Origin of the sequence: Metabacillus sp. B2-18 (assembly GCF_021117275.1) — a bacterium.
In the GTDB taxonomy this organism is placed as follows: Bacteria; Bacillota; Bacilli; order Bacillales; family Bacillaceae; genus Metabacillus.
Window position 1 is genome coordinate 3,927,554 of sequence record NZ_CP088245.1, and the last position, 26,784, is coordinate 3,954,337.

Annotated in this window: 25 protein-coding genes and 3 tRNA genes; 9 read left to right on the forward strand and 19 right to left on the reverse strand. The window is 34.6% G+C overall.

Annotated elements, in window-relative coordinates:
* Positions 1-312: 312 nt before the first annotated feature.
* The 8 genes from LPC09_RS19950 to LPC09_RS19985 form a co-directional block, all read right to left on the reverse strand.
* Positions 313-591: a hypothetical protein gene (locus LPC09_RS19950; RefSeq protein ID WP_231308110.1), complete on the reverse strand. Its 279-nt coding sequence runs from the start codon at positions 589-591 to the stop codon at positions 313-315.
* A gap of 216 nt (positions 592-807) precedes the next feature.
* A complete protein-coding gene (locus LPC09_RS19955) occupies positions 808-1,440 on the reverse strand; it encodes a hypothetical protein (RefSeq protein ID WP_231308111.1) in 633 nt (210 codons plus the stop codon).
* 56 nt (positions 1,441-1,496) lie between these two features.
* Entirely contained in the window at positions 1,497-2,042 is a 546-nt protein-coding gene (locus LPC09_RS19960) for a hypothetical protein (RefSeq protein WP_231308112.1), read from the reverse strand.
* Positions 2,043-2,638: 596 nt separating this feature from the next.
* The gene (locus tag LPC09_RS19965; RefSeq protein WP_231308113.1) at positions 2,639-3,484 is read right to left on the reverse strand and encodes a DNA adenine methylase; all 846 of its coding nucleotides are present in this window, start codon (positions 3,482-3,484) and stop codon (positions 2,639-2,641) included.
* 1 nt (position 3,485) lies between these two features.
* Positions 3,486-4,244, reverse strand: a complete 759-nt coding sequence (locus LPC09_RS19970) for a hypothetical protein (protein ID WP_231308114.1) — start codon at positions 4,242-4,244, stop codon at positions 3,486-3,488.
* Positions 4,245-5,421: 1,177 nt separating this feature from the next.
* Entirely contained in the window at positions 5,422-5,589 is a 168-nt protein-coding gene (locus LPC09_RS19975; RefSeq protein WP_231308115.1) for a hypothetical protein, read from the reverse strand.
* A gap of 620 nt (positions 5,590-6,209) precedes the next feature.
* Positions 6,210-7,370, reverse strand: coding sequence for a leucine-rich repeat domain-containing protein (locus LPC09_RS19980; RefSeq protein ID WP_231308116.1), 1,161 nt, complete (start codon positions 7,368-7,370; stop codon positions 6,210-6,212).
* On the reverse strand, positions 7,363-7,590 hold the full coding sequence (locus LPC09_RS19985) for a hypothetical protein (RefSeq protein WP_231308117.1): 228 nt from the start codon (positions 7,588-7,590) through the stop codon (positions 7,363-7,365). The genes LPC09_RS19980 and LPC09_RS19985 overlap by 8 nt, the downstream gene beginning before the upstream one ends.
* Positions 7,591-7,859: 269 nt before the next feature.
* Here LPC09_RS19985 and LPC09_RS19990 point away from each other — a divergent pair.
* The 4 genes from LPC09_RS19990 to LPC09_RS20005 all read left to right on the forward strand — a co-directional run bounded on the left by LPC09_RS19990 (position 7,860) and on the right by LPC09_RS20005 (position 9,028).
* Positions 7,860-7,931: transfer RNA gene (locus LPC09_RS19990), tRNA-Ala, on the forward strand.
* Between the two features lie 100 nt (positions 7,932-8,031).
* Positions 8,032-8,107: transfer RNA gene (locus tag LPC09_RS19995), tRNA-Ala, on the forward strand.
* Between the two features lie 100 nt (positions 8,108-8,207).
* Positions 8,208-8,283, forward strand: a tRNA-Ala gene (locus LPC09_RS20000).
* A 391-nt stretch (positions 8,284-8,674) separates the two neighbouring features.
* Positions 8,675-9,028, forward strand: coding sequence for a DUF2642 domain-containing protein (locus LPC09_RS20005; RefSeq protein WP_231308118.1), 354 nt, complete (start codon positions 8,675-8,677; stop codon positions 9,026-9,028).
* A gap of 156 nt (positions 9,029-9,184) precedes the next feature.
* On the opposite strand, the gene LPC09_RS20010 is transcribed toward LPC09_RS20005, so the two are convergent.
* The 6 genes from LPC09_RS20010 to LPC09_RS20035 form a co-directional block, all read right to left on the reverse strand.
* On the reverse strand, positions 9,185-9,400 hold the full coding sequence (locus tag LPC09_RS20010; RefSeq protein WP_231308119.1) for a hypothetical protein: 216 nt from the start codon (positions 9,398-9,400) through the stop codon (positions 9,185-9,187).
* A 254-nt stretch (positions 9,401-9,654) separates the two neighbouring features.
* Positions 9,655-11,694: a bifunctional diguanylate cyclase/phosphodiesterase gene (locus tag LPC09_RS20015; RefSeq protein WP_231308120.1), complete on the reverse strand. Its 2,040-nt coding sequence runs from the start codon at positions 11,692-11,694 to the stop codon at positions 9,655-9,657.
* 222 nt (positions 11,695-11,916) lie between these two features.
* Positions 11,917-12,936 carry an STAS domain-containing protein gene (locus tag LPC09_RS20020; RefSeq protein ID WP_098799803.1) on the reverse strand — a complete coding sequence of 340 codons (1,020 nt, stop codon included), beginning with the start codon at positions 12,934-12,936 and terminating at the stop codon, positions 11,917-11,919.
* Positions 12,937-13,144: 208 nt separating this feature from the next.
* A complete protein-coding gene (locus LPC09_RS20025) occupies positions 13,145-13,747 on the reverse strand; it encodes a YybS family protein (protein ID WP_098799804.1) in 603 nt (200 codons plus the stop codon).
* A gap of 131 nt (positions 13,748-13,878) precedes the next feature.
* Positions 13,879-14,496 carry a hypothetical protein gene (locus LPC09_RS20030; RefSeq protein ID WP_231308121.1) on the reverse strand — a complete coding sequence of 206 codons (618 nt, stop codon included), beginning with the start codon at positions 14,494-14,496 and terminating at the stop codon, positions 13,879-13,881.
* Positions 14,447-15,880, reverse strand: coding sequence for a PQQ-dependent sugar dehydrogenase (locus LPC09_RS20035; protein ID WP_098798235.1), 1,434 nt, complete (start codon positions 15,878-15,880; stop codon positions 14,447-14,449). Before LPC09_RS20035 ends, LPC09_RS20030 begins: the two co-directional genes overlap by 50 nt.
* Before the next feature lie 191 nt (positions 15,881-16,071).
* Here LPC09_RS20035 and LPC09_RS20040 point away from each other — a divergent pair, with 191 nt between their 5' ends.
* Together LPC09_RS20040 and LPC09_RS20045 are read left to right on the forward strand one after the other, a co-directional pair.
* Positions 16,072-16,818: a YqcI/YcgG family protein gene (locus tag LPC09_RS20040; RefSeq protein WP_231308122.1), complete on the forward strand. Its 747-nt coding sequence runs from the start codon at positions 16,072-16,074 to the stop codon at positions 16,816-16,818.
* 123 nt (positions 16,819-16,941) lie between these two features.
* Positions 16,942-17,508 (forward strand): cysteine hydrolase family protein, encoded by a 567-nt coding sequence (locus tag LPC09_RS20045; protein ID WP_442920000.1) that lies wholly within the window; start codon positions 16,942-16,944, stop codon positions 17,506-17,508.
* Between the two features lie 449 nt (positions 17,509-17,957).
* Here the strand turns inward: LPC09_RS20045 and LPC09_RS20050 are convergent, their stop codons facing one another.
* A complete protein-coding gene (locus LPC09_RS20050) occupies positions 17,958-18,875 on the reverse strand; it encodes a DMT family transporter (protein WP_231308123.1) in 918 nt (305 codons plus the stop codon).
* A 107-nt stretch (positions 18,876-18,982) separates the two neighbouring features.
* On the opposite strand from LPC09_RS20050, the gene LPC09_RS20055 reads away from it, so the two are divergent.
* Positions 18,983-20,410 carry an aminotransferase-like domain-containing protein gene (locus tag LPC09_RS20055; RefSeq protein ID WP_231308124.1) on the forward strand — a complete coding sequence of 476 codons (1,428 nt, stop codon included), beginning with the start codon at positions 18,983-18,985 and terminating at the stop codon, positions 20,408-20,410.
* 61 nt (positions 20,411-20,471) lie between these two features.
* Here LPC09_RS20055 and htpG read toward each other — a convergent pair whose 3' ends face one another.
* The 3 genes from htpG to LPC09_RS20070 form a co-directional block, all read right to left on the reverse strand.
* Positions 20,472-22,352: a molecular chaperone HtpG gene (htpG, locus tag LPC09_RS20060; protein ID WP_231308125.1), complete on the reverse strand. Its 1,881-nt coding sequence runs from the start codon at positions 22,350-22,352 to the stop codon at positions 20,472-20,474.
* 220 nt (positions 22,353-22,572) lie between these two features.
* Entirely contained in the window at positions 22,573-23,517 is a 945-nt protein-coding gene (gene trhO, locus LPC09_RS20065; RefSeq protein WP_231308126.1) for an oxygen-dependent tRNA uridine(34) hydroxylase TrhO, read from the reverse strand.
* Positions 23,518-23,890: 373 nt separating this feature from the next.
* The gene (locus tag LPC09_RS20070) at positions 23,891-24,481 is read right to left on the reverse strand and encodes a nitroreductase family protein (RefSeq protein ID WP_231308127.1); all 591 of its coding nucleotides are present in this window, start codon (positions 24,479-24,481) and stop codon (positions 23,891-23,893) included.
* A gap of 146 nt (positions 24,482-24,627) precedes the next feature.
* On the opposite strand from LPC09_RS20070, the gene LPC09_RS20075 reads away from it, so the two are divergent.
* Together LPC09_RS20075 and LPC09_RS20080 are read left to right on the forward strand one after the other, a co-directional pair.
* Positions 24,628-24,957: a hypothetical protein gene (locus LPC09_RS20075; RefSeq protein WP_176551134.1), complete on the forward strand. Its 330-nt coding sequence runs from the start codon at positions 24,628-24,630 to the stop codon at positions 24,955-24,957.
* A gap of 220 nt (positions 24,958-25,177) precedes the next feature.
* Positions 25,178-25,873 carry a 3D domain-containing protein gene (locus tag LPC09_RS20080; protein WP_098798228.1) on the forward strand — a complete coding sequence of 232 codons (696 nt, stop codon included), beginning with the start codon at positions 25,178-25,180 and terminating at the stop codon, positions 25,871-25,873.
* A 50-nt stretch (positions 25,874-25,923) separates the two neighbouring features.
* Here LPC09_RS20080 and LPC09_RS20085 read toward each other — a convergent pair whose 3' ends face one another.
* Positions 25,924-26,784 (reverse strand): AraC family transcriptional regulator, encoded by an 861-nt coding sequence (locus LPC09_RS20085; protein WP_098798227.1) that lies wholly within the window; start codon positions 26,782-26,784, stop codon positions 25,924-25,926.

Genomic DNA, 26,784 nt, shown 5'->3' on the forward strand with positions numbered 1-26,784 from the left:
TATAAAAATATTGAGAGAGTTATAATTCCATTTTTTCTTTTATAAAAATATCTAGAAAATTATAAATCTTGTTTTCGGTATTATAAGAGGATCATCTACCCCCTCACTAGATATTTTTGGATTTAGCCTTACATCGTAACGAACTCCACAACTCAAACATTCGACTGTTTGAACGGAATGAAAACTATCAAAGACTTTGACTGTTCCAAAACAATATTCACAATTCAAATTAATTCCTCCTACAATGACCACCTTTGCGGTATTTGTTCACTAAATCAGAGTTAGCAAGCAAAATTGCCCTGTTTTCTATTTTTAATACTCACTTGGGGTCATAAATGTGTAATAACTGAATTCTAATTCCTCACCATAAACCGCCCAGACATCATGGCTGAATAATCGTTGTTCAATGGTAGCAAGGATAGCATCATTACCATCAGTGATTACTGTTCTGCCTTCTAAATATTTAAAGACTATGAAATCTTCCTTTTCAGCAAAATGATTTACAATTAATGATGCAGCAACATCTAAATGAACGATTTGTAGAGCCTGAACGACTGGTGTTTGATAGAACCTTAAAGAATTAAAAGACATTGGACTACCCCTCCTTTAGATATGTTGCTATGATAACTCTGTATTCAAATATTTGATAGAATTTTTACGGAATGATTGGGAATAAGGCATAAAATATACAGCTACCGAATAGAAACACTGATTTTTCAACTTGGTTGGTCATTATAAAAATACAAATAAAAAATAGCAAGGATGGAATAGGTAGACCACCCTTGCTGTTTTTTACAATCAAACACTTTATTTAGTATTTTTATCATCGGTTCCCTTGAGTATTTGAAGGTTGCGAACTGAGTTGTTTTTCGATTTTTCATAGGCAACAATATGACGAAGTTTATGAGTAGGTGAATTACCTACACATAGATTAAGGATTATAATACCACATTTCATTAATGCAATTATCCAGTGAACTCTTATAGAATCTGCAAAGTTGTTCTCAAAACGTACAGCTGGAACACCTTTGTAGTCACTACTTGAATCACCTGAAAAATACGTATAGTTGTTCATTCCGAGATGCTTTACATTCCTGAAATCCAATTTACCACCTTCAATAAGGAAATGCTCCTCACCAGTATTGTTATCAATAACTAGTATGTTATCATCTACAACTTTAACCGTGTAAAGTTTACTTTTTATTTTATATACTTGTCCATTAACCATGTCTATTACCAAATATTCATCAGTCGTTTTACTTTTCTTTCGGCTTACGTAGAACTTCCCTTTCTGCACCTTTATTTTCATAGCATTAATTTTTGCCATCTCGACTACTCTGGTATTATCACCGAAAAGTAAGATGTAATTGTCTGTCTGGTCAACTCCCTCTCGTTGCAAGCGATTAAATTCCTGTAATTTACTATGGATATTCTTATACATTTTGTTTTCCTCCTTAGTTATCTCTTTGTTTTATGTTTTATGCTAATCCTTAATAATTAACTAAATTCACGTACAAGCCTGTAGAACTTATGCACATCTATCTTTAGTTTCTTGGCTGCAACTTCTGCCTTTAGACCATTATTCTTATAATCAATAAATACCTCATAAAAACCGTCTGGAAATACTACTTGATTTTCTCGATGCTTGATTTGGTTCTCGGCTTTGATTTCAATTGCACCTCTAATTTTGGTTACATCCCTACGGAGATTGAATATTGCTTCCAAAGTTTTAAATCCCCCATCGGTTAAAAAGATTTCCTCTCCTCGTGTTGGATTTAAGAGATTCAGCTTTACCCCTTTATTGCGAAAAATGCACAGGAGATTATAGACCTCATCTAAATCTTCACTTATCATCACCAGACTTGGCAGGATGACTTTATCATTTTCCTCTACTTCTTCTATTAAGATATTAAACTCTGCATAACTAGAACAGCCTCGATCGGTTGCTAAGTCGATGTAAAACTTATCTGCTTTAACTACGCTTTTGTACAGCTGAGCCTCGCTATGCTTTTTCGTGCAAAGGTATCCGATTATTTTACCCATTTTTTTCACCTTCTTTACATTTACTCAGCCATATACTACCGATAGTGATAACTTCTATGTCCTATTATTTATAAAATTGTCCCGGATATTGATAATATGGTAGATTAGCTGGTATAGTAATAAAATATTTTATGCACGCTCAACTCACCTTTCGTATAAACTTTCCATGTACTATTGCAAAATGTCAGTCGGAACATATTGAAAAAACAGTTTGATTTAAAGGCACAAAAAAAAAGATATTTTTACAAATCCATTTAATTAAAATTAATATTTTATAAACAATACCCCTGTAAGCAATTTTAAGCACCGAAATTGACGAGCTTGAACAAAAGTAAGGGGAATAGCCTACCGACCCAATAAACGATTTGTGAGCAAATTTGAAAAGACATATAAACACCCCAGATAAGACATAATTTCTAGGGTATTTACTTGGCAATATAAAATCATTATATTAATTCTAATTTTATTGATTAGAAATTTAGTGACCTGTAATACTCAATTAAATAAACCTTTACTCCCAAAAATTCAAATTCTCCAGTTTCCACTCAACCACAATATAATCAGTTATCTGGGTGATTGGGTAAGTGGGTGTTTATTCATTTCACTTGTTTTGGTAGTAGATATAAAGGAATGTCCATGTTTGTCCATATAAACTCAGGTTGTTTATCACCAATTTTAGTTGAACTGCTTTTAGGAATATTACCTACAAAATACTTGTTCCAACCTCTACCAACTAAATAATCATAAATAGGGTTATCAGTTCCACAGAGTACTGCTTTCATGTCTATGTCCCAAATACTTCTGACCATATCCTCATGCATTTCATTCGGAAATGAATCTTCGTAAATGTCGGAGTCCACGTAAGGTGGGTCTAGGATACATAGAAAATCACTCCTGTGTCCATATTCCTCAATAAAGAACTTGTAGTCTGCTTGGGTTATTACAACATCTTGCATTAATGGAACTAGCTCTTTGTATCTAACTAAACTTTCATAGCTAATACCTTGCTTAGTATTTTCCTTACAAAAACTTATTCTGTCTCCTGCTCTACTGTACTCTTGAATGAGAATTGTAAGTGCTGCTGATTCAATCATAGGTGTATTAGAAGAACGTTTTTTAATACGAGCATCTTCAAAATCCTTTTTAGTCTTAATTGCTTTTTGCAGTTCCCAAGTCAAGTCCACTAATTCTCTCGCACTACCCCAATCTGATAAACATGCCATAACATTTGAGATACCAGTATCTAGCTCATTATAGAGCCTGAAAGGTACTACTTTTTTATTTAATTGAGGAATGAACTTATTACCTCCACCAAATAAATCTAGAAAGCCATTAATCTCATAGTTTCTGATGGCATAGTTGATAATAGGAAGTAATACTTTCAATAGGCGGGTTTTACCGCCTATTGTTTTGAGGGCTTTTATATATTTAACATCAACCATTTTACATACCTCCCTTAGTTAATACTGATTCATCAATTTTAAAAATGTAAGAGTGCCTTGCATTGCCTTGTCTCAAAGTTACTTTCTTTCGGTTCTCACTTGAACCTGGGAAAAGGACTCCTCTGATGGCTAACTCCCCCAAAATAGAATTCATTTTTATTTTGTTTTTAATTTCTAAAAGCTCACCTAACTTCTTTGCTTCAAATGCAATAGAATATTCACCATATTTAGCCTTATCCCTTTCATCTGTGAAACGAACTCCATCGTTCTCATCTTTATATTCACCTTTTGCTGGAAAAGCAGAGCCGTTTTCTATTACATGCTCGACAATTGTGTGATAAACCCTGTCAGCTTCAGCCTTATTTTTTAGTTCAGATGTCCCCAATATATGTTGCTTATACCCCCTGTCATTTGAAGTAATTAATTCTGCTCTTTTTAGACAATTTACATACTTTATAAAAGCTGGAAGTTCGTCTGGATAGAAAACTCCCTTGTTTACCAACTCTTTTGTCAACTCTTTTTGTTCCTTCTTATCATGAAAATCAGAGAAAAGACGGTATGTAGGACTAGTGTCACCCCATTTGCTTGTCATCTTTACAATAGAAACTTTACCCTCATAATCTGGATGCTCTTCAAGTAGAAGTTCTACTTTCCAATCGGATTCGACCGCCTTTTTAATATCAGTTGGAAATTGAATATCCTGTGGAGGTAATACCCCATTTTTTACTATTACTTGTTCCTTTACAGCTTGATTACCCATTATGACCATTCCTCTCTTGTAGAATTTTTTCGTTTCTACTTAGAGAGAAAAAACCTCTTGAAAATTTACCCCAAATATACTTAACTCACAGCCTGAAAAAGTAAATATGTTGCAAAACATACTGTATGTCGTAATTTATTTTCAAAGTCCCCATGAAAATGTCGATGTTCATACAAAGTCATTTCATGAACTTTTTGATTTGATGACTGCTACCTTTTAATGAAAGTGGGTGAGTGGGTATTCCGTTATTGTGAGGAATGTTAAGGACGGGAACAAATGATGCTCAAACCGGATGAGGAAATTTGAAAATTGGGTGAATTACTTGAGTATGTGTGGTGTGGGGTAAAATTTTGTTGTTCTCTGGTTTGTTTTTTTGCTCAGTCTATCTCTAGTTATAATATTTCTAATCACCGACAACTGTTAATTCCTTTTTATTCTGGACTCATAGTTTTAGAGTTCTTTTTAAAATGGGCGTCTGGGTATTCGGGTATTTGAGTGAAAAAGGAAGATCTAGTTTGAGATAGATAAGGAGGATACAAGATGGGTTACAAATTCTGAGTTGCTTGGGTTCATATGGTGTGGTTGAAAATGTTATTATGCATTCACATTTTTACTTTTTATATTCAGACTCTCTCTATCTACTATGTTTTAGCTGAACCATCCACTCATGAATGTTTCTTTTCTCATAAAAAAAGTTTTCAAAAATTACCCTCTAAATTATTTGAACATTCAATTAATTAGCAATACCTGAATTATCACTGAAAAATTTGTTTTATTTTTTCACAACCATTAAATACTCAAGGAATAAAAATAAGGTGCCAATTTTAATGACACCTTAAAATAAATCATCATATTCATGTTCTTCATCAAATAAATCCAGTGAAAACTGTTTATACTTATCTATGATCATAAATACTTCTGGAGTCGAACTGGAAAAATCAATACTCAAACTATCAAACAATTCTCCGATGTAATAAATATCAATGTCAACCTTTCTATTTCGACTTTTAAACCCATTCCTCTAGCTCTTCAAATAACATTACAACAAGATGCAGTTTTTTTTTATTGAGATTCCATTGTGTCCAGTCATATAAATCTTGTTCAGAATCAATTTTATCAAATAATGATTTTTCCTTTGCCCAAGGGAACCTTTCTAGACGGATTGACCATTTTAATACTACTCCCCAAGATATATTGCTCGATATTTTTCAAATATGTAATCCACCTCAGGAAACCCACATTTCTTCTCAACGAAAACATGACCCTGAACCTCTTTAAACTCAACTATTGCAACCTCAATCGGTTTGTTACTTAACAAATACCAATTTTCTACCTCTTCAAGCATTGTGTGTATCAACTTCAATTGAGCCTAATTGAAAGTCCAAGGCATAGCATCATAGAAGAATCCCTCATCAGAATCTTCAATCCCTAAATCAAAAGGTTTTGCCCAAGGGAAACAATTATAAATATTATCCTGTGTTATTTGCATAAATACTTCTTCCCTCTCAAATTTACATTTGAATTTTTACTTTGTTGTAATATAACTCGGAAATAGGGTGAGATAAAGTAAAAGAAGATGCCTATTTTTATAGCACCTTCACCAAAAACCACCAAATTCTTTTCTATCCATTTTCTCACCTAACTTTCAAAATTATAGCTAGGCATCTCCCATTCTCCTTTTTTCCACAAATCTAGATAGGGTTTGCCATCCATTGACTAATTGTAAATACCCCTTGCCACCGCAATCATAGCAAGTAGATTTAGATAACTTGCCTGATAATTAAAGCCTGGTATTGTTTGCTTATAAAAAGCTCATCAAGCTCAGTGAATAAATCCCATATTAAATTGAACTAGCCATCAATCATTAACCTCTATTTTGTAATACCTATAACGGATACATACTGTCAGCTACCCCAGGGACCTGCTCTTCAGTTGTTGAAGTAATTCATGCTTCATCTTGTACACCTACTCTCTCCATATAATTCCTCTTAACTTTTTAGAGAAATCTGTATCCCATATTACTTCACTTACGAAACCAAATGCATCATTGAAATAATAATCATCTGCCTCAACTGAAGATACATCGAGTTCTATTGCCATTACCCTTTTACCATCTAAACCTTTTCTTCTATTTCTCAAAACATCTGCATTAGATATATTTAACTGAGAAGCCACTTTTTCTACTAATTTATCTTTCTCAAATTCAAATCTATTAATTCCTTTTATAGTTATACGCCCATTCTCAATAGACCAATTAAATGTATCGACCATTTCAAATGGTATTTGATACCAATGAACATATCCTGTTCCATTTTCATCAAAGACAAGGGTCGTATCCTCAAAACCTGTAAGGTGTAACATACCTTGTGACCATTTTCCAATGATGTTCTTGGCTTCACAAAGAACCATTCCAAAATATTTGCCATTTTTACGGTCTAGTAAATCATTTAATGCTTCTGAATCAGTTATAGCTTCCCGAATATCACTATCAATTAAATGAATCCCTTTTAGTACAGTAAAATCCTCAATATAGTTATAAGCTAAAAATAAACGACTCAGATTTGAATTTCGATGTTTCTTTAATGCAGAAATATCCTTGATTTGATTATGTCTAAGGTTTATAAAATAAATTCCTTCTAATTCCCCTAATGATGTAATATCAGTGATTTTGTTGTGTCTCAAAGTTAAGTAATAAAGGCTTCTTATGCCCTCGAGTGGACTGATATCGCTTATTTCATTATGAGAAAGATTTAAGTCATCGATAAACTTACAATCTGCTAAAGGAGTAATATCACTAATACCACAATTCGTTAAACATAATTTCTTTAATCCACTGAAAATTTGATACGTATCCGATTCCCTACTTGCCCTGTCATACCGCTCCGATTGTTCTCTGAACAGATTTCGGATAGGAATTAAATTGGAGAATTTACAATTCTGTATATACAGGTATCTGAGACTCGTCAAACTTTGAATAAAAGACCATTCCTTATTATCACTATCTACTACATACAATTCTTCCAGATTGCAGAACCCCTCCAAAAAACTAAGGTCATCTGTGGCAAAGTAAATATGCAATGATTTAATATGAGTAAAATGCTCGATATCTGCAATCCATTTACCCAATAAACGAATCATTTACATTGAAAGAAACATTAGGGAATACCATACTAAATGCTGCTGAATCTCCAATCCAAGGAATCGAAAAACCCGATGCCTTACCGACAGTGATAATTATTCCTTGGACAACTGATAAATCTGCTACTGTAATTCTTTCGGATTTAATATTTAACAGTTCTTTTACCGATTTTTTAAAACCTTTATCTTTAAATTCAATCTGACCCATTATGAAAACCCCCTAACTGCTTTATTAGAGTAACTAATAATTTTACTAATAGCGTGTCTTGTAATATAACTCAGAAAAGATTTTTATATAAGGTATAATGAAAATTAATTAAAAACAATTACAACTAAATAAGAATTCGGACAGTGACGATAATAAAAAAAGATGTCCAATTATCGACACCTTTCAAAATGAATATTATTTTAATGATTTTCACTTAAATAATTGTTGGGAACCTTTAATTATGATAAAATTCATTATATCTTACACTAGGGGCGTTAGTTCAGTGGGAGAATATTTCGCTGGCAGCGAAAGGGTCAGGGGTTCGAATCCCCTACGCTCCATAAACATAAGCGACAGAGATGTCGCTTTTTATTTTGCCTAAATTTATTTTGATTTACTCATTTGAAAGTATACTAATTGTATTTTGCTAATAATTTTAGGGTAGTGTTCCCAACTATGGTGGGAGAATATTTCGCTGGCAGCGAAAGGGTCAGGGGTTCGAATCCCCTACGCTCCATAAACATAAGCGACAGAGATGTCGCTTTTTATTTTGCCTAAATTTATTTTGATTTACTCATTTGAAAGTATACTAATTGTATTTTGCTAATAATTTTAGGGTAGTGTTCCCAACTATGGTGGGAGAGCGCTACGCTGGCAGCGTAGAGGTCAGGGGTTCGAGCCCCCTATGCTCCATCTTTAAGAACCTTGTATATCAAGGTTCTTCCTTTATATCTTTGAATTTGTGTAGTAGTATACTAAACTATAATTGGTTTTTAGCCTTATGGCGATTTCTGTTGTTTCAGAATTATTGCAAATTATCTTGTAATGATGTATAAGGTATGCACGTTTCCATTAATGGAATGTACTTGTCGAATTTAATTTAAGTTATACTATCCACAGAATGCTCTTCCACTCCAAAATATGAAGATAGTGGTTTATTCTAAAAAACAAACGTGTACAAAATGTATACATTAAAAATAGATAGTTTTTATGGAGCAATTTATACCCTTCAGAAAAATTGAGAATAGAACGTACACTTGTCTCATATTAATTAAGGACAAATCCCCCTCTAAGGAGTGTTTTTATGTCCGTAAATCATTCACACGATAAAGTGCCATATATTCAAAACCCTATTGATCAACCTGGATATGTTCATCATCAACCAGCATCCCATTCGCCTATTTATCCGATAGCTGGTATTCCTCAACCTACTAATTATTCCACCAACTTAGACCCAGTTTTTGTTCAGCACATTAGTAGACATCAAGGACAAAAAGTTGCATTAGTGACTACAGCTGGACGAATTGAAGGTGAAGTAGCCGGTGTAGCGGTTGATCATGTTCAAATTAATTTAGATGATCGCGCATTACATATTCGGCTTTCACAGGTGATTTTGTTCGAGGGGCCTTTAGCTTCTTATAGAGAGAACAACGAATAGTTTACTCAGTTTTCTTATACTTTTAGCCAGCCTTTAATTTACTCTTTCTAATATAAAAAAGTTCAACAGATTTTAAAAAAACAATCTGTTGAACTTCTTCTCATCTACATAATCTACTTACATTTTATTTTGGTTCACAATACCAAACTTACACTCTTAGTATCTGTTACAGCATTCACACTTTCTATCATAGTCGTGTTTCTTTCTGTAATCGTTTTTGTGATCCTTCTTATAGTCGTAATCTTTTCTATCATATTTTTTATGATCGTAATCTTTCTTATCATCCTTTTTGAAATCAAAATCTACATCAAATTTTTTGTAACCCCAACAGTAGCATTTACCATACTCTACATTTTTCTTCTTCTTACCCAATCTAATCATCTCCCTTTTGGTATAGTAAGAGAGAAAAACAAAAGGTATTTCTTAATTACTAGTGTTGACTTTATTGTCTTTCTCTCTTTGCTATTAATCTATTCTTTTAAGGAAAAAAAGATTGGGTAAATAATATGTAATTTCCTAGTTTTATTTATCATTTTTTCTATTGATAAAAGAAAGAACCCCCAATTTGTGGGGATTCTATTGGCTCTATAGTCAATGAAGGAAAAGTAAACTAAGGACACCTTTATTTAATTCACTACTTTTTCTATCTGATTAAAATCTTCTATCCACTTAACAAAATCATCTTTTTTTAATGGTGGTGAATAATAATATCCTTGAATTCCCGGCTTTTCCGGCATGCATGTTAAAAAGGTAATTTGTTCTTCGGTTTCAACACCCTCAATAATTACCTTCATATTTAAGGAATGACATAAAACAATAATCGCTTTTATAATCGCAGAATCCTTCTCTGATTCTGGTACTCCGTCTACAAACGATTTATCAATTTTCACTGTTGTAATTGGCAGTCTTTTTAAATAAGACAATGAAGATAATCCCGTTCCAAAATCATCAAGGGCAATATTAAACCCGAACTTCCGAAATTCACCTATCGAAATGATCGCATTTTCAATATTGTTGATCACACTCGTTTCTGTAATTTCTAGCTCAAGTTGATGACTGTCTATTCCATACTTAGCAACACTTTCTTTTAATACATCCATTAATCGTTGCGATGTAATATATTGTCCTGGAATATTAATAGAAACCCCTTTAATAGGATGGCCTTCTGATAGCCAATGGGACATTTGCTCGCAGACTTTTTCAATAATCCAATCTGTTACATCTATAATTTTCCCATTCTCTTCAAGTAAAGGTATGAACATTCCTGGAGAAATAAATCCATGAACAGGATGGTTCCAACGTAATAATGCTTCAGCACCTAAGCTTTCCTTTTCCGATCCTACCTTTGGCTGATAAACAACATAAAGTTCATCTTCTTCCATTGCTTTTTCAATATCTTGGATAATACCTCTTTCAAAAGAAAGCTTGTGAATAGAAGGATCGTATTCAATCACCTTATGTTTATATTCTATGGAAGAGTGTTGCAATACTGCCATAGCATTTGAAAAGAGTTGTTTTGCTTCTTTTTCATTAGAACATGTGGAAACCGAACAGGCTACCTCAACAACAAGCTTTTGGTTTTCAATAACAATTGGTGTCATTAAGGCAGAAACTAATTCATTCATACTTGCTTTAAAGTCTTTGTAGCTTTGCGTTAAACTTAAAATTGCAAATCGGTTCCCTTCAATACGGTATAATTCTGCCATTTCAGGCTTTGTTCGAATAATTGTTTCACTAACATCCCTTATAATTCTGTCACCAAAGGAGTATCCATAACCACTATTCCATTTTTCAAGACCATGTAGATGGATAATAGCTAAACTGCCTTTTGAGATGGAGGTATTTAGTTTTTTCTCGAACTGTCTTCTATTCGGTAATATTGTTAATGCATCAAAATAGTTTAGTCGATATTCAACATAGCGATCCAAGAGACTTGATAGTCCCGAAAAGGCGAAAAAGATCATAATTCCAACAGTTATACAGATAATTAGGAGAGTTAAATCCATCTCGTGCATATGAGATGATGGAGGCACCTCTGTATAAAAGATTACGGCTGCCATTCCCGTATAGTGCATGCTTGCTACCGCAAGACCCATAATGATAGACGTTATAATCTTAACAAACTGATTCTTAATCAATCTTTGCATCGTTGCGAAGATATATAGTGCCACATATGATACTACGATCGCTACTCCTATTGATGCCGTAAAAATCCATGGTCTATAAATGTATTGAGCCTCCATTTTCATAGCAGACATTCCAACATAGTGCATGGAAGAGATACCAAGTCCCATAACAATACCTGAAATAACATATGACCATTGACTCTTATTTTTCTTATTTGCAATATAAAATGCAAGGTATGATGCAACACCAGCAGGAAATACAGATATAATTGTTTGAACAAGGTCATACTCCATTGGAATAGGTAGTTTTAGCGCACTCATTCCAATAAAGTGCATAGACCAAATACCTAACCCCATTGCAATAGATGCCAAAGTAAGCCACACATTACGGTTAAAAAAACTATTTTGTTGAATTCTCTCGTTCATCGAAAGTGCAGTATAAGCTGCAAGACATGCAATGACAATTGATAAGAGAATGATAAGCGGTGAATATTCTCCTTCAAGTATATACACGTTGTCTGACACAGGTAAAAAGAACATATTCATAACCTCTTAATAAGATTTAGTAGTCTATTTGTTATATCGGCTAATTATCCTTTTTTTCCACTCTTTTTAGATAAAGATTAGGTCGGAACAGTGTAACTATGAAATTCGTTTAATAAGTGGATGAACAACAAAACAATATTTGATATTATATAGATTACAATCCATTTTTAAAATCATTAAAAAGAGACATGCAGCAGCATGCCTCTTTAGAAACCTTTATAGAATTCTTCTCCCCATTTGCCCTAGCGCAAAATGTATTCCATGTTGTAACGATTGAAAGCAATCAAACTGTGAGAAATTCATTCCTGACTGAGAGATGATCAGGCTTAATTCTGGATTAATTCCAACTAATATTGTTTTAGAACCAATTAACGAAGAAGCAGAGCCGATCTTTTCTATTAAGCTTGCTGTTTGCTCACTAATATCGTTATCAAGACCAGTTAAATCTAAAATAAGATAACTAGCTTTGTGTGAAGGTAGATTATTTAAAGTATTTGTAATCAGTTCTTCAGCACGATCTACCTCATATTTTCCAATTAACGGTACGACCACAATTCCTTCAAGAACAGGAATAATTGGAGAAGAAAGCTGTTTGACGAGATCTTTTAGTTCTTTTGTCTTTTCTTCGACAAGTTCTTCTAGTTGCTGTATTTGTTCCGATTCTTTCTTCCGGGCTAATTGATGGATATTTTGTGTGATACTGATTTCTGATGGATAATAGTTAATAATACTGTATTCGTGACCATCAAGCTGTTGTTGGACAACTTCATACCAAATATTTGTTCCGAACAATCCCGTGAATATACCTGCAAAATGTGCAGGAAGAAACTTACCTTCCTGCTTTTTATTCTGAGCCACATTAATTTTATATTCCCACGTATTTTTAAGGTGAGCTGTTAATGTTTTCGTTTCGTAGTTAAGATCGTTTATTTCAATCTGTCCCCAACCCGCTGAAGCATACGTAGATGTAATGGATTTTGCTGCCTCTTCTACACTTAAATCTTTCATTTTTTCAAAGTAATCACCAACGACCAACCCTTGCCGAAATCCTGAAGTCTCGAACACTAAGCTCGATGCTTCCGCACCAGAAATTTCTTCGATTGTATCAAAAAAAGACTTCATAGCTGTAGATATCCAAAAAAGAACGGCTTCTTGTCCCTCAAATTGAAAAGTCCCTTTTTGTACATCCCACTCAAACTGAAGTCCCTTTATATTAATGTTTTCATTTCCCACTATAAACCCACCTTTTGTAAAGCATACCTACTATTCTATTAATTATAGATACTCTTAAATAAGAAGTCCAACAAACTTAAACTTCTTCAAGTATAAGAGGTCCTTTTACCATTTGTATATCAATATACTTGGACCTTACTACTTCACTATGTAAAAACTCTATTTAAAATCGCAAAAAAGGAGCTTCTTTTTTAGAGGCTCTCTTATATTCTCAACCTTCGCGATCATAAACAGATGGTTTTCTTTCAGGCATTGCTTTCTGTAAAACCTTCATTCCAATCAGACTAACTTTAATCCATATCCAACTATACAATAATGAAAATAAGGATAAACTGCCTAACATTCCTAACCCTAATGAATTTACCGATGGACCCAAGATTGGAAATTGAAATAAAGAAATTAAGACAATAATTCCAAGTGACATTGTACCGCCAGCAAAAAGCATGACTTTAAATACATTTTTCATTTTTCTTAATCCGTATCCTATACTTATTCCTAACAGACCTGTTGTAAATGAAAACACTAATACCTCACTCGGTTGAATAATCGCAAGCAGAAAAATCGTGGTTACATAGGATAAGATCCCTATTTGAAATGAGATCGATGCAGCGATAATCATTGGCCATGTAGCTAACATACTTAACACGTATCCGAATCCAATAAATATACCCGCAGATTGAAATATAACTGCCAAAGCTGCCATTATAGCTCCCATTGCTATTTTGCTAAGTTGTGAATAATGGTCCATTGTTGGTACATCATCTATTTTATTGTAAAATAGTGCCCGTATTCCCCTACTTAGAAATGTTCTCATTTTTACACCCCCTATTAGTTAAATGCTACTGAAAGCCTATTTAGACCAGTTTCGTTTCTTAATACCTGTCCTTTTTTAGCAGTGAAAGACTCCACGGGCAGGACCAACGGAAATCTTTCACTATTCTTCAACTAAACATTTTGTTTATAAAGGATAGAAATTGGTGCCATTTCCAACATGTATTCTTGTATTAAAAGTTGGTGCATTGTTTTTTCATGAACAACTTTAAAGGTAGCTTTTACAATTTCTTTTATTCCTAAAGACAAGCCTAGTTGTTCAGCAACCGCAAAGGCACCCATTGCCTGTTGATTGAGAAGAAGTAGTTGGTGCATTCCTTGCCATGAACCTACTGCTCCCGCCATCAAATCTTGAAATGTGAGCAGTCCTTCCTCTAGCTTAGAAACCGTTGTTCCTAGAATGCGGTCCATTACAATATCTGGATTACGATTAATTAATTGAAATAGTTGTTTTGCTATTTTCTGATGTTCCTTTGTAGCGCCCTCTATCTTTTCAATGGCTTCCTTTATGTGAGGCTCTTGAATTTTTGGGATTATTTTTTGAATGACAACTTCAAATGCCATTTGAGCAGTTAGTACATGTTCAAACCATTTTTCTACTTCGTTTAATTGCTGATTCCTTATCTCATCATCTAGCTCAATTAATAATACGGGATTTTCTGTTTTCATCTTTTTTCCTTTCTTATTCTTCTTTTGTAATTTTCCATAACGCACCTGTATGACCATAGGCATGGATATATCCTTCAGTAACAGGGGAGTGACCAAAATCTAAAATATATAAACTCTTTCCGTCCGGATGAAATTTACAATCAACAGGTCGCTCTATTCCACCTGATTGATGTGCTGATGCTGCACCAAGTTGCTTATTTTTCATAAACACTTCTGATGTTCCCGTCTTAACATCAACCCTTACAACTTGAAAACCGTTGTTAAGATCTTTCTCATGTGGTGAATTTAACGGTGCATATGTACCCCATTCGGTTACAAATAGTTCTCCACGATACCCAAAATCATCTGAACGGCTAAAGTCCATCTTTGTCATAGCGGAATGAGGTTTCTCAAGATAAACAGGAGGGCCAGCCCATTCAGGCGGATTTTCGATTAATTGCTCTGCTTCTTTCCCCTTTGCAGGTTTACATTTTTCATCCCATACAGGAACTCCATCTGCTCTCATATCTGGGAATCCATACCAATCAGGCTTTTTTACAGATCCATGAGAGGTCATAGCATTGCGAATATGCCAAATTCGATCAGGATCACCTGCAATAGCTCTTTCTCCTTTTTCCTCTAAACAGTTATCAGATGCGTACAGCTCTCCCTCATCATTAAATGCTAAGCCATAAGGATTCCTTAGTCCCCATGCTAATAATTCAGGCTCGCTTCCATCTGGCTTAGCTCGCCAAAGTCCGGTTGAACACCAAAGTTCTCCCTTAATTTTTTCACCCTTCTTTGCAGGTGTTCCAAACGGTTTAAACGCTCCCGTTTCTGTTAAAAAGGGAAATGGCATGAGTGGATTTCTAGACGTTACATTATGACCAGTAAGAGTAATGTCATCCCCAGGTATATCATGAGCCTCTGGATGCTTTGCTAGGTCCACTGTAAAACCAGCCGGTAAACATACACCATTTTGTGAAACAGAGCCATTGGCAAAGTACATTAAACCGTCCTTAGGACTAAATACAGGACCACCTGGTTCATGCCAACCACCACTAGGTATTTTTTCAATTAACACTTCTCTTTTCTTTGTTTTCACATCATAACGGACCACTCTAGCAAGATATCCACCTTTACATGTTACATAGATATAACCTTCGTGATAGGTAACTCCTCTTGGTCCACCTAATGTTTCTACAGCAAATACATCTAGCTCTCCAGAGGGTGTTAAACTAAGAATTCTAGGTGGTAACGCTGGACGTGTTGGCCAAGTACTTCCACCTTCTAAAATATAAAGGGTTCCATCATCTGCAAATCCCATCCCAGTTGGAAAAGATAAGCCCGCTGCCACGACCTCAACTTTATAACCCTCAGGTACCCAGACATCATCTGGATTTAACAACGGTCTAGCACTTGTCGGCAGCTCAACAACCCTCTCCCGAATTTGCTTAGTATGTATCATTCACCATAGCTCCTTTGACTTTATATTATAAGAGGTTATTATTTCTCTCTTTCAGTATGATCTTGGAAGAAAATAACTATTCCTTATTATTGAGCGCCTATTTTTGCCCCTATGCAACTTTTTACCGTTAAGTCATTCACCTACACCCAATGTTTTGAATATGGTACATGTGATAGGAGGTTAATGATTACATGGAACTATTTGAAAAAGAATCACTAAATATAGATGATCTACAGGTTTGGAAAAAAGATGCTTTGGAAAAGTTTGAGGCTAAAATGGTGGATAAAGAGCAAAGGTTCCCGTGTATACCGGCAACTCAAGGTCATTCATTAAATCATTTACGATACGGCTTTGTAGGGGATCCTAGAGAAGTTTCATCTGCTGAAGAACTTGCTAACTTACTTTCCGCTTATACACCACAATCAAAAAACTATGGAAAATATACATCTCTTATTATCTTTTATGAAACACCAGCCGATTTATCCAAGACTAGTGTTGAAGAATTTGAACAAATGTTTTGGAAGCAATTAAGTTGGGCAAGTGAGTTTGATTCCATTGAATGGCCGGAAAATATTCCTGTTGATCCACATGATTCTGCATGGGAATTTTGTTTTCAAGGTGAAAAATACTTTATGTATTGCGCTACTCCAGCCCATCAAAATCGCCAAAGTCGATATTTCCCATATTTTATGCTTGCAATTACGCCAAGGTGGGTACTTGAGAAATTTAATTCTTCCCCTTCGCTGGCACAAAAAATAAAATCTAATATTAGAGAAAGAATTACACATTACGATTCTATTTCCATCCACCCTGATTTAAACAGCTATGGTGAAGAAGATAATTTTGAATGGAAGCAGTATTATCTCCATGATGATGATTCAGCTTTATCCAAATGCCCTTTTCACCGAATGCTTAATACTATGAAGAGGGAAGAATAGCTGGTATTCTATGCTCCCATTCCTATAAAAAAATGGGGGCTAATTTTTTCTTTTAGAATGGATCTTTCTTTTCTTACCTACACTATAGGTGTTCTTATATTAAAGAAGAAGGTAGGCGAAGGAATGAACATCATTGAAAATCAGCCAGCACTGCTAGTGTTAGATGTACAAAAAGGATTTGATGATCCTTATTGGGGTAAACGAAACAACCTGGAAGCTGAAAACAATATTTTAACGTTGTTAACAGAGTGGCGAAAACGTAACTGGACAGTCATCTATTCACAACACTTATCGTTGGAGCCACAATCTCCTCTTCATTATAAGAATCCAGTGGGAACAGAGTTTAAAGACAGCATTAAGCCTTTATCAGGTGAAGTAATTATGCAAAAAAATGTTAATAGTGCCTTTATTGGAACACAATTAGAAACCTATTTAAAAACAAATCAAATCAAAACGGTTGTTATCACTGGTTTATCTACACAACATTGCGTTTCAACAACAACACGTATGAGCGGAAACCTCGGATTTACAAATTATCTTGTTTCAGATGCTACGGCAGCATTTGAAATTACTGATCAAAATGGTACATATTATACTCCCGAAGATATTCATCAAACAGAATTGGCAACCTTACATAAGGAATTTGCGACGATTGTTAAAACGAGTGATGTAATAAAACAACTAAAGTAAAAGGCAGTGTGTATTTCCTTAACTGGTTCGGGTTTTCGAATACAAAATTGTTTAAATAAGCGGAGTTTTTCCGGTTAAATCTAAAAATGGAGCTCGATTTGGGGATATAAGCGGAATTTTTCCGGTTAAGCAAAGGAAAATGGCCCATTTTCATCTTCTTCGATTAAATAAGCGGAATCTTTCCGTCTGTTTCATCTATTTTTCGTGATATTTCCTCATTAAGAGGAATTTCTCCGCTTATTTTCTGGTGACTCTCAAAGAATGGGAGTTCACTTAATCCTGTGCAGTGCTTATCTCAGTATTAAAAGACGCTTGGAGCATATAAAGTCTCCAAGCATTTTTCTTTACTAACTTACTTGCCAAATTGCATATTAATTCCTAGTTCGAATTACAATCAATATGCTTCAAAACAGAACCTATTAGTATTCTCTCTGCCCTCTTGAATCCTACTAAACCTTTATATATTTGCTCCTTTGTGCAATCACTCGCTCTTTTAAAGTTTCATAATTGATAAGAATCATCCCTATACAAATAGTGACAGCACCTACTCCTGTTAACCAAGAAAAAAACTCATCATAAAAAAGAACTCCTACAACAACCGCAATAAAAGGTGAAATATAAAGCCAGGTTGACGGGAAAACCGGATCTGTCTTAACTACAAGCCAATAAAATAAACTATGACCAACCATTGAGCCAATTACAATTAAATAAAAAAGAGACAAAAGTGAGGCTGGTTGTATGATTGTTTGCGCAGAAATTTCTTCTGTGAACAAACCTAAAATAAATAATAAAATTCCCCCATACATCATTTGAACCGCATTTAATGCAACTGGGTGAATTCCTTCAAAGTTTTTTGATACACTCTTCGTATAGATCGTACCTGATGCATAAAAAACCTCTCCAAGAATGATGGCAAAACAACCAATGATCCAATAGGAATTCACCTCAAGTGAAAAGCTTGGTAATATAAGAAATAAAACTCCTATGACACCGATCATACATCCTACAATGGATGTTCTTCTGACTTTATGCCTTAAGATAATACTCTGAATCACAATGATCAACATCGGACCGGTTGCGGATAAAACCGCCGCTATTCCGGATGTTACATACTGTTCTGCCCAATACAATGTTGCAAATGTCCCAAACGTCAAACCAACCCCTGATAGAAAAAGTTCCTTTCTAACTAATAAACGCATGATGTTCTTCTCTTTAACAAGCATAATCAAAAACAATAAAAAGCCTGCGATAAAAAAGCGAATTCCCCCCGATAAAAACGGCGGCAACCCTGAATCTACTCCTATTTTTATCGCCAAAAAAGTCGTCCCAAAAATAATACACATTAAAACATAATTTATAATGACCATTCTAAACTCCTCCTTTATGTTGATCATACGATTAGCGCTATAGAACAGATTGAACACAATAGAACAGTTAGAATGGAAACATGTTAAAATCATTACATTAAGAGGAAATGGAGTTGGCAAAAGCTGTGCAAAGTGAACAATTATTATATAAACAGATCTATCACTATGTGGTGAATCAAATAGAGCGGAAAGAATGGAAAACTCACGACAAACTTCCCTCGGTTCGCAGCCTAGCCACTCAATTCAACGTTAACAGACTCACTGTATTAAAAGCATATCAATTACTAAAAAAAGAAGGAAAAATATATGTTAAGGATAAGTCAGGTTATTATGTGCAACCACAAATAACTAAAGACTATGAATATAGTGAAAATCCTATCATAGCTGCTTATACAAAAAAAAATCACCTATCAGAAATTCATAGAGCACCTGTTACCTATAACTTTTCTCAAGCCTTAATTGACCCAAATCTTTTACCAAATCACTTTTTTTCAGACTATGTGAAAAAAGTGTTCGATCTTTATCCTAAAGTTCTTGCTACCTATTCAACTGTTCAAGGAGATGAAGAACTGCGGGAGGTTCTTGCTGAATACTTTGTGAAACAATTTAAAACACATCTCACGAAAGATCACCTATTAATTACTTCTGGTTCACAACAGGCCATTCATTTAATCTCAGAAACTTTTATTAAACCCGGAGATATTGTTCTTTTTGAGAGACCGAGTTATTGTGCTGCTATTGATATTTTTCAAGCGCAAGGAGCACGCATTATGACTGTTGATATATACGAAAATGGGTATGACTTAGAACAGCTAGAAAACATGCTGAAGCAATACAAGCCACGACTATTTTACACAAATCCAACCTTTCACAATCCAACTGGCTATACTATTTCAGTAGAACAAAGAAAAAGATTAGTAGAATTGGCTGAACAGTATCGTTGTTTAATTGTTGAAGATGATGCTTATCATGATATTTACTATGAACAGCCCCCACCTCTCCCGATTTATACGTATGATACAGCTGGGACAGTCATTTATGTTCGAAGCTTTTGCAAATATATCTCGCCAGGATTAAGGGTTGCAACAATTATTTCTCAGCCTTCTATTATGCCCATGTTACTCACATCAAAATCGTTAATTGATAATGGATCACCTCTTCTTAATCAGAAGATTTTCCTCCATTATTTTTCGTCATTACGATTACACCAACATTTAGAAAAGCTAAGAATTGCGTTAGAGATTAGGAAGGAAATGATGGAGGAGGAATTAGCGAAAACAAACTGGAAATGGAGCAGCCCACAAGGCGGTTTAAGTTTATGGGTACAACTGCCCGATAATTTATCAATTGAATCATTGCTGTTAAAAAGCCTTCATCACTCTATCTCATTTGTACCAGGTGTAGTATGTGATCCATTAAAACAAGAATCTCACTGGATACGTCTAAGCTTTTCGTACGAAAATGAAAAAAAGTTAAAGGATGGAATGAAGCAATTTGTAGAACTTGCACAGAGGTTGGAAGAGGAGAAAAAATAAACCGATCAACACCAACCTTATAAAAAAATCCACCAGCTATAAAAAACTGGTGGATTTCTCATTATACCATTACCTTACACATATCATTTGTAAACTCAACCGGATCTTGAATTGGTAAGCCTTCAATTAAAAGCGCTTGGTTGTATAGAAGATTTGTATATAATGTTACCTTTTCCTTGTCACTCTCAAATGCATTCTTTAGAGATTGAAACACTTCGTGGTTGCTGTTGATTTCTAAGACTTTTTCTGCCTTTACATTTTGATTATCAGGCATAGCACTTAGAATTTTTTCCATTTCAATTGTTACTTCACCCTCAGTTGTTAAGCAAACAGGATGAGATCTTAGACGCTTGGATAATCTTACATCCTTTACTTTATCTGAAAGGATATTTTTCATGAACTCAAAGAGCTCTTTATTTTCAGTTTGCTCGGATTCTGTTTGCTTTTGATCTTCTTCTGACTCAATTCCTAAGTCACCGCTAGAAACCGATTTGAATTCTTTTTCGTTATAGCTCATGAGCATTTTGATAGCAAATTCATCAATATCTTCTGTGAAGAAAAGAATTTCATAGCCTTTTTCAGACACTAATTCTGTTTGTGGTAATTTTTCAATTCTCTCGATCGACTCACCAGAAGCATAGTAAATATACTTTTGATCTTCAGCCATTCTTGAAACATACTCATCAAGTGAAACAAGCTTTTTCTCTTTTGAAGAATAAAACATTAATAAGTCCTGTAACACTTCTTTGTTGCTACCAAAGTCACTGTACACTCCATATTTTAGCTGTCTGCCAAAGGATTTGTAAAACTTCTCATAATTTTCACGATCATTTTTCATGAGACTTTTTAATTCATTTTTAATTTTTTTGCTAATGTTTTTAGAAATGAACTTTAACTGACGATCCTGCTGTAAAATTTCCCTTGAAATATTAAGTGATAAATCCTCAGAATCAACCATTCCTTTAACAAAGCTAAAATAATCTGGAAGGAGTTCCGGACATTTATTCATGATTAATACACCGTTTGAGTAAAGCTCTAAGCCCTTTTCATATTCTTTTGAATAATAATCATATGGCATGTTTTCAGGGATATAAAGAATTGCATTGTATCTTACTGTACCGTCAACATTAATATGAATGTGCTTAATCGGCTTATCAAATCCGTAATGCTTTTCATTGTAAAATGCCACATAGTCTTCATCTGTTAATTCATTTTTATTTTTTCTCCAGATTGGCACCATGCTGTTGATGATTTGTTCTTCTTCGTATTCTTCTAACTCATTATCGCTGCCTTCTTTAGCTCGTTGGCCTTTAACATCCATTTTGATCGGATAGCGGATAAAATCAGAGTATTTTTTAATGATTGATTTTAGGTTATATTCCTCTAAAAACTCATCATAGTTATCTTCTTCTTCATTTTCTTTTATCTTCAAAATAATTTCTGTACCAACTGTATCTTTTTCATGCGGTTCAATTGTGTAGCCTTCAGCACCCTCTGATTCCCATTTGTAAGCTTCATCACTTCCAAGCGCTTTACTGATAACAGTAACAACATCAGCCACCATAAATGCAGCGTAAAATCCAACTCCAAATTGACCAATTATATCATGGCCGTCTTTTGATTCATTTTCCTTTTTAAACGCTAAGGAACCGCTTTTCGCGATAATACCCAGGTTGTTTTCAAGGTCTTCCTTTGTCATGCCAATACCTGTATCTAAAATAGTAAGTGTTCTATTTTCTTTATTTGGTGTAATTTTGATAAAGTAACTATCCTTTTCAAAGCTTAAAGAATCATCTGTTAATGCTCTGTAGTAGATTTTATCAATTGCATCACTAGCATTTGAAATTAACTCTCTTAAAAACACCTCTCGTTGTGAGTAAATAGAGTTAATCATCATTTCCAACAATCTTTTGGATTCTGCTTTAAATTGCTTTTTTTCCAATTTACAACCTCTCCTCTTCGAAAATTTAGCCTACTTTATTATGTAGTAAAATAGAAAATGATTAGGTGTTCTATGGACACTCCTTCTTCTAGTTTAGCACTCTAAGCTCTAGAGTGCTAAACTATTATTTAAATATCATATTTTTCTTATCTATGTCAACTAGTGGCAAATAAAAAAGTGCAATGAAAGCTAGTAAATAGCTAGTCATTGCACTTCATCTTTATACTAAAGCAGCTAATCTTTCTGTTACCTGCTCTTCTGTTAATCCATTTTCTGAAACATATCGATTACGTTCATGTACACGACACTCATGACTACATGCGCGCAAGTATTTATGCTCATTTTCTTCAGAGCAAAGAATTTTTTTATTACATTCAGGATTCCCACAGTTAACAAAGCGTTCACAAGGTTCACCAGTAAAATGATCTCTTCCAACTACAGTTGGTTCTACTCGGTTAACAGGTACAATTAGACGCTCATCAAATACATAACACTGACCGTCCCAATTCTTCCCTTGTACTTCAGGATCTTTACCATAAGTAACAATCCCACCGTGAAGCTGTGCCACATCCTCAAATCCCTCTTGACGAAGCCACCCTGAGAATTTTTCACAACGAATACCACCTGTGCAATACGTTAAGATCTTTTTGCCTTCAAACTGGTCTTTATTTTCACGAATCCAATCTGGTAACTCTTTAAACGTATTAATGTCAGGTAAAATCGCATTTTTGAAATGACCAACAGCATACTCATAGTCATTTCTAGCATCAATAATGACAGTATCTTCTTGTTTCATAGCTTCCATAAATTCTTTAGGGCTGTAATATTTACCTGTTAGCTCTAAAGGATTAACATCATCTTCTAAACGAAGCGTCACAAGCTCTGGGCGATGACGAACCTTCATTTTTTTGAAGGCATGCTCATCTTCTTCATCTATCTTATAAACCATTTCAGCAAAGCGAGGATCTTCTTTCATGTGAGCCATGTATTGATCCGTTTGCTCAACAGTCCCTGAAACTGTTCCATTAATTCCTTCTGTAGCAATTAAAATTCTGCCTTTTAGCCCAAGGTTTTTACAAAACTCTAGATGCTCTTGAGCATACTCCTCAGGGTTATCAATTTGAACATAGTGATAGTATAGTAAAACGCGATATTCTTTTGACATATATTTTTCACCTTCTATATTATATTTGCAAGATATACATACAGAGATGGTTACTTGCTTTTACATTTTACTTGTTTATAAAATGTAACATCTTATTAAAACAAATTTTCTACGAAAATGCAAATTGATAGTTTGTAAAGGTGAGATGTACCAATTTTGTTTATGTTCTTTTCGATTTTTTGTTCATACCCGCGATGAACGACACTTCCCTTGATTTTTCCAATCGTTTTGTCGTTCATATCCGCGATGATTGTCATTTCCCAACATTACACACATTACCCACCGTCACATTCATTACTAACTCAATTAGAACTCCATTCAAAAACAGCCCAATTTCAATTAATTGGGCTGTCACTTTAAGCAATGACAAAAATCAAGCAAAATCCTCTTCATTTTCAAGCCAAGTTGTTACCGCTGAGACTGCCTGTCTTTTTCCCGTCATTTCTTTCATATCAGGGTAGCCAATGTATAATAATCCAACCATCTCCGATTCGGAAGATAATGTAAACAGTTCCTTTACTTCATTCGAATAACAGCTTTCACCTGTTCTCCAAATAGCACCCAATCCAAGGGCATGGGCTGTGAGCAGCATATTTTGAACAGCTGCACAGACAGCTGCAACTTCCTCCTTCATCATGACACGTTTGTTTGCTGTTGTTGGTTCTACTGCAACAGCGATTATAACCGGTGCTCGCAAGGGTTTATTTTCTTCTCTTTCTAGTCGCTTTTGACTTTCTTCACTATTTGGATCTTCTAGTGTTTTTTCTACGAGAGATGCGAGTGTTTTACCGAGTGCTTTTCTGGCATCACCAGTTAATACAAAAAATCTCCATGGCTCTGTTCGGAAATGTGAAGGAGCCCATGTTCCTGCTTCAAGAATTTGATGAATCAACTCACTCGGGACAGGATCTTCCTTTACTTTTCCAATACTCCTTCTAGTTGCAATAGCTGAAAGGACGTCCATTATATTCACTCCCATTTTTTCAAGTTATTTCATCTTATTCAAAAACATGAGAAATGACTCTTTAGAATATCCTTCTCGAAATCACACCTACTCCCCCCATTAAATAAGTAGCGAGAATGAATACTATAAACATAGGAGGGGTTAGAGTGGAACCTTATGTTAAAGATGCACTAGATGAGTGGAAAGAGGAAATGTTAAAACAAAAACTTGATTTAGATGAAGAATACGAAAAAATCAAAAGTGAATTACAAATCTATTCTTATAAGTCAGGTATTACAAAACAGGTTATTCAATCAACAATAAATGATGAAATTATTGAAACGATCAAATCAACATATCACGTACCCTTTGTTGAAAAATACGAACAATTGAAGCAATACATACGAGTTTTGGAAGAAAAACGAAAAGTGTATCAAATGTTTGTTGATAAAATTCAAAAAGTAAGTGAAACTGAAGTAAACGAGAGTCATGTTTAAGAGAGCAACATGACTCTCGTTTTTTTGATTTTCCCTTTCCATTTTTCCTTACCAGGAAATTTTTAGATAGACTAGAATGATATGGATCGTTTGTAACGTTCCTATCATCTTATTGTAATAACGTAAACAAACTGTTAAGTGCTTGTTCTTTTAAACTCTTTTATTCGTGGTAAGATGAACTCATTGATTAGCTAATGTGCTAACAAGGAGGTTATACAACATGAAAAATAAGATTTTATCCTTAATTACCTTCGCATCACTAACAGCTGGATTTTCAGCACATGCAGCTGCAGAAGAGGTGACTGTAAAAGAAGGTGACACTTTATGGGAAATCGCAAAGTTAAATGAAGTAGAAGTAGAGAATATAATAGATTGGAATAAACTTCCTGGTGATATCATTCATCCAAATGATCAATTAAAACTGCATGAATCACATGAAGTATCAACAGGAGAAACATTATGGGATATTGCTGAAGAATATGATGTTGATATTGAAGAAATTGAAGCCTGGAACAAAATTGATTCACACATCATTAAACCGGGAGACGAGTTAATCATTAAAGAAAACGAAAAAGCACAAGCGTCTTCTGAAGATAAAAAAACAGAATCAAATAAGGAAAATAGTAAAGAATTAACTGTTACTGCTACTGCCTATACAGCAAATTGTGAAGGCTGCTCAGGTACAACTAAGATGGGTATTGATCTCCATGCAAATCCTGATAAAAAGGTAATAGCAGTTGATCCTGATGTGATTCCATTAGGATCAACTGTAGAGGTTGAAGGTTATGGGACAGCGATTGCGGCAGATACCGGTGGAGCTATTAAAGGAAATAAAATTGATGTTTTTATTCCCTCGGAATCAGATGCCCTACAATGGGGAAAACAGCAAGTAGAAGTGAAAATTATAGAAGAATAAACCATTTACACCCCCTTGGTGAGTAATAGTACCAAGGGGGTGTTGTTTTACTATTTTTTAATAACCGGAATCCATATTTCCGCTCGATAATCTTCTGAATAAGCATCTCCTTCAGGGTAAACCTCTATTTCAGGTGCAGGTGCAGGTGCATGCTCGTACCCTGTCGCAGGAAACCACTCAGAAAAAATTCGTTTCCAAACATGTTGAATAGCGTGAGGCATAGGACCAACAGACTCAAAAACAGCCCACGTTGCAGCAGGTATTTCTTTGACCTCTAAATCTGGAGATATCTTATCGGTAGTTTTTTCAACCGCTATATAATAGGTAAATTCATTTTTTTGTTGATTACCTTCCGCACAGACTCCTAATATTCCCATTTCTCCAGCTTGTTGTGCAAGCTTCTCAGAAAACCCATTCTCATTAGATTCTTTCCAAAATAATGGAATTCTTTCATTATTATTCTCCATTGAGACCCGGATCCCTTTACCAACAACCTGAAATGCTTCTCTTTGAATGATCTTATAATTCATTTCTTCTTCTCCTTTTAGTTGGATTTGAAAGGAAAGCTTAGGAAAGGCTTTGACGGTTTTGCCTGTGTGCCTCACTTCAGTCGGACTAATTCCATGTGCTTTTCGAAATGCTTTCGAAAAGGATTCAGGACTTTCATAGCCATATTTTAAAGCAATGTCCAATACTCTTACATTTGAATGAATTAGTTCTTGTGCTGCTAATGTTAACCTTCTTTTTCGAATATACTCGGCCACAGTAAATCCGGTGAGTATTTGAAACATTCTTTGAAAATGGAACCTGGACATGCAGGCAATTTTTGCTGCTTCTTCAATAGACAAATGTGAAGCTAAATTGTTTTCAATATATGCAATAGAATCATTTATTTTCTGTAAACTCTCCAT

Bases quoted from the DNA above. Each gene is read 5' to 3' on its own strand.
- LPC09_RS19950 (WP_231308110.1), bottom strand. From the start codon at position 591: ATGTCTTTTAATTCTTTAAGGTTCTATCAAACACCAGTCGTTCAGGCT.
- LPC09_RS19955 (WP_231308111.1), bottom strand. From the start codon at position 1,440: ATGTATAAGAATATCCATAGTAAATTACAGGAATTTAATCGCTTGCAA.
- LPC09_RS19960 (WP_231308112.1), bottom strand. From the start codon at position 2,042: ATGGGTAAAATAATCGGATACCTTTGCACGAAAAAGCATAGCGAGGCT.
- LPC09_RS19965 (WP_231308113.1), bottom strand. From the start codon at position 3,484: ATGGTTGATGTTAAATATATAAAAGCCCTCAAAACAATAGGCGGTAAA.
- LPC09_RS19970 (WP_231308114.1), bottom strand. From the start codon at position 4,244: ATGGGTAATCAAGCTGTAAAGGAACAAGTAATAGTAAAAAATGGGGTA.
- LPC09_RS19975 (WP_231308115.1), bottom strand. From the start codon at position 5,589: ATGCTTGAAGAGGTAGAAAATTGGTATTTGTTAAGTAACAAACCGATT.
- LPC09_RS19985 (WP_231308117.1), bottom strand. From the start codon at position 7,590: ATGGGTCAGATTGAATTTAAAGATAAAGGTTTTAAAAAATCGGTAAAA.
- LPC09_RS20005 (WP_231308118.1), top strand. From the start codon at position 8,675: ATGTCCGTAAATCATTCACACGATAAAGTGCCATATATTCAAAACCCT.
- LPC09_RS20015 (WP_231308120.1), bottom strand. From the start codon at position 11,694: ATGTTCTTTTTACCTGTGTCAGACAACGTGTATATACTTGAAGGAGAA.
- LPC09_RS20025 (WP_098799804.1), bottom strand. From the start codon at position 13,747: ATGAGAACATTTCTAAGTAGGGGAATACGGGCACTATTTTACAATAAA.
- LPC09_RS20030 (WP_231308121.1), bottom strand. From the start codon at position 14,496: ATGCCTATGGTCATACAGGTGCGTTATGGAAAATTACAAAAGAAGAAT.
- LPC09_RS20035 (WP_098798235.1), bottom strand. From the start codon at position 15,880: ATGATACATACTAAGCAAATTCGGGAGAGGGTTGTTGAGCTGCCGACA.
- LPC09_RS20040 (WP_231308122.1), top strand. From the start codon at position 16,072: ATGGAACTATTTGAAAAAGAATCACTAAATATAGATGATCTACAGGTT.
- LPC09_RS20045 (WP_442920000.1), top strand. From the start codon at position 16,942: ATGAACATCATTGAAAATCAGCCAGCACTGCTAGTGTTAGATGTACAA.
- LPC09_RS20050 (WP_231308123.1), bottom strand. From the start codon at position 18,875: ATGGTCATTATAAATTATGTTTTAATGTGTATTATTTTTGGGACGACT.
- LPC09_RS20055 (WP_231308124.1), top strand. From the start codon at position 18,983: ATGGAGTTGGCAAAAGCTGTGCAAAGTGAACAATTATTATATAAACAG.
- trhO (WP_231308126.1), bottom strand. From the start codon at position 23,517: ATGTCAAAAGAATATCGCGTTTTACTATACTATCACTATGTTCAAATT.
- LPC09_RS20070 (WP_231308127.1), bottom strand. From the start codon at position 24,481: ATGGACGTCCTTTCAGCTATTGCAACTAGAAGGAGTATTGGAAAAGTA.
- LPC09_RS20080 (WP_098798228.1), top strand. From the start codon at position 25,178: ATGAAAAATAAGATTTTATCCTTAATTACCTTCGCATCACTAACAGCT.
- LPC09_RS20085 (WP_098798227.1), bottom strand. From the start codon at position 26,784: ATGGAGAGTTTACAGAAAATAAATGATTCTATTGCATATATTGAAAAC.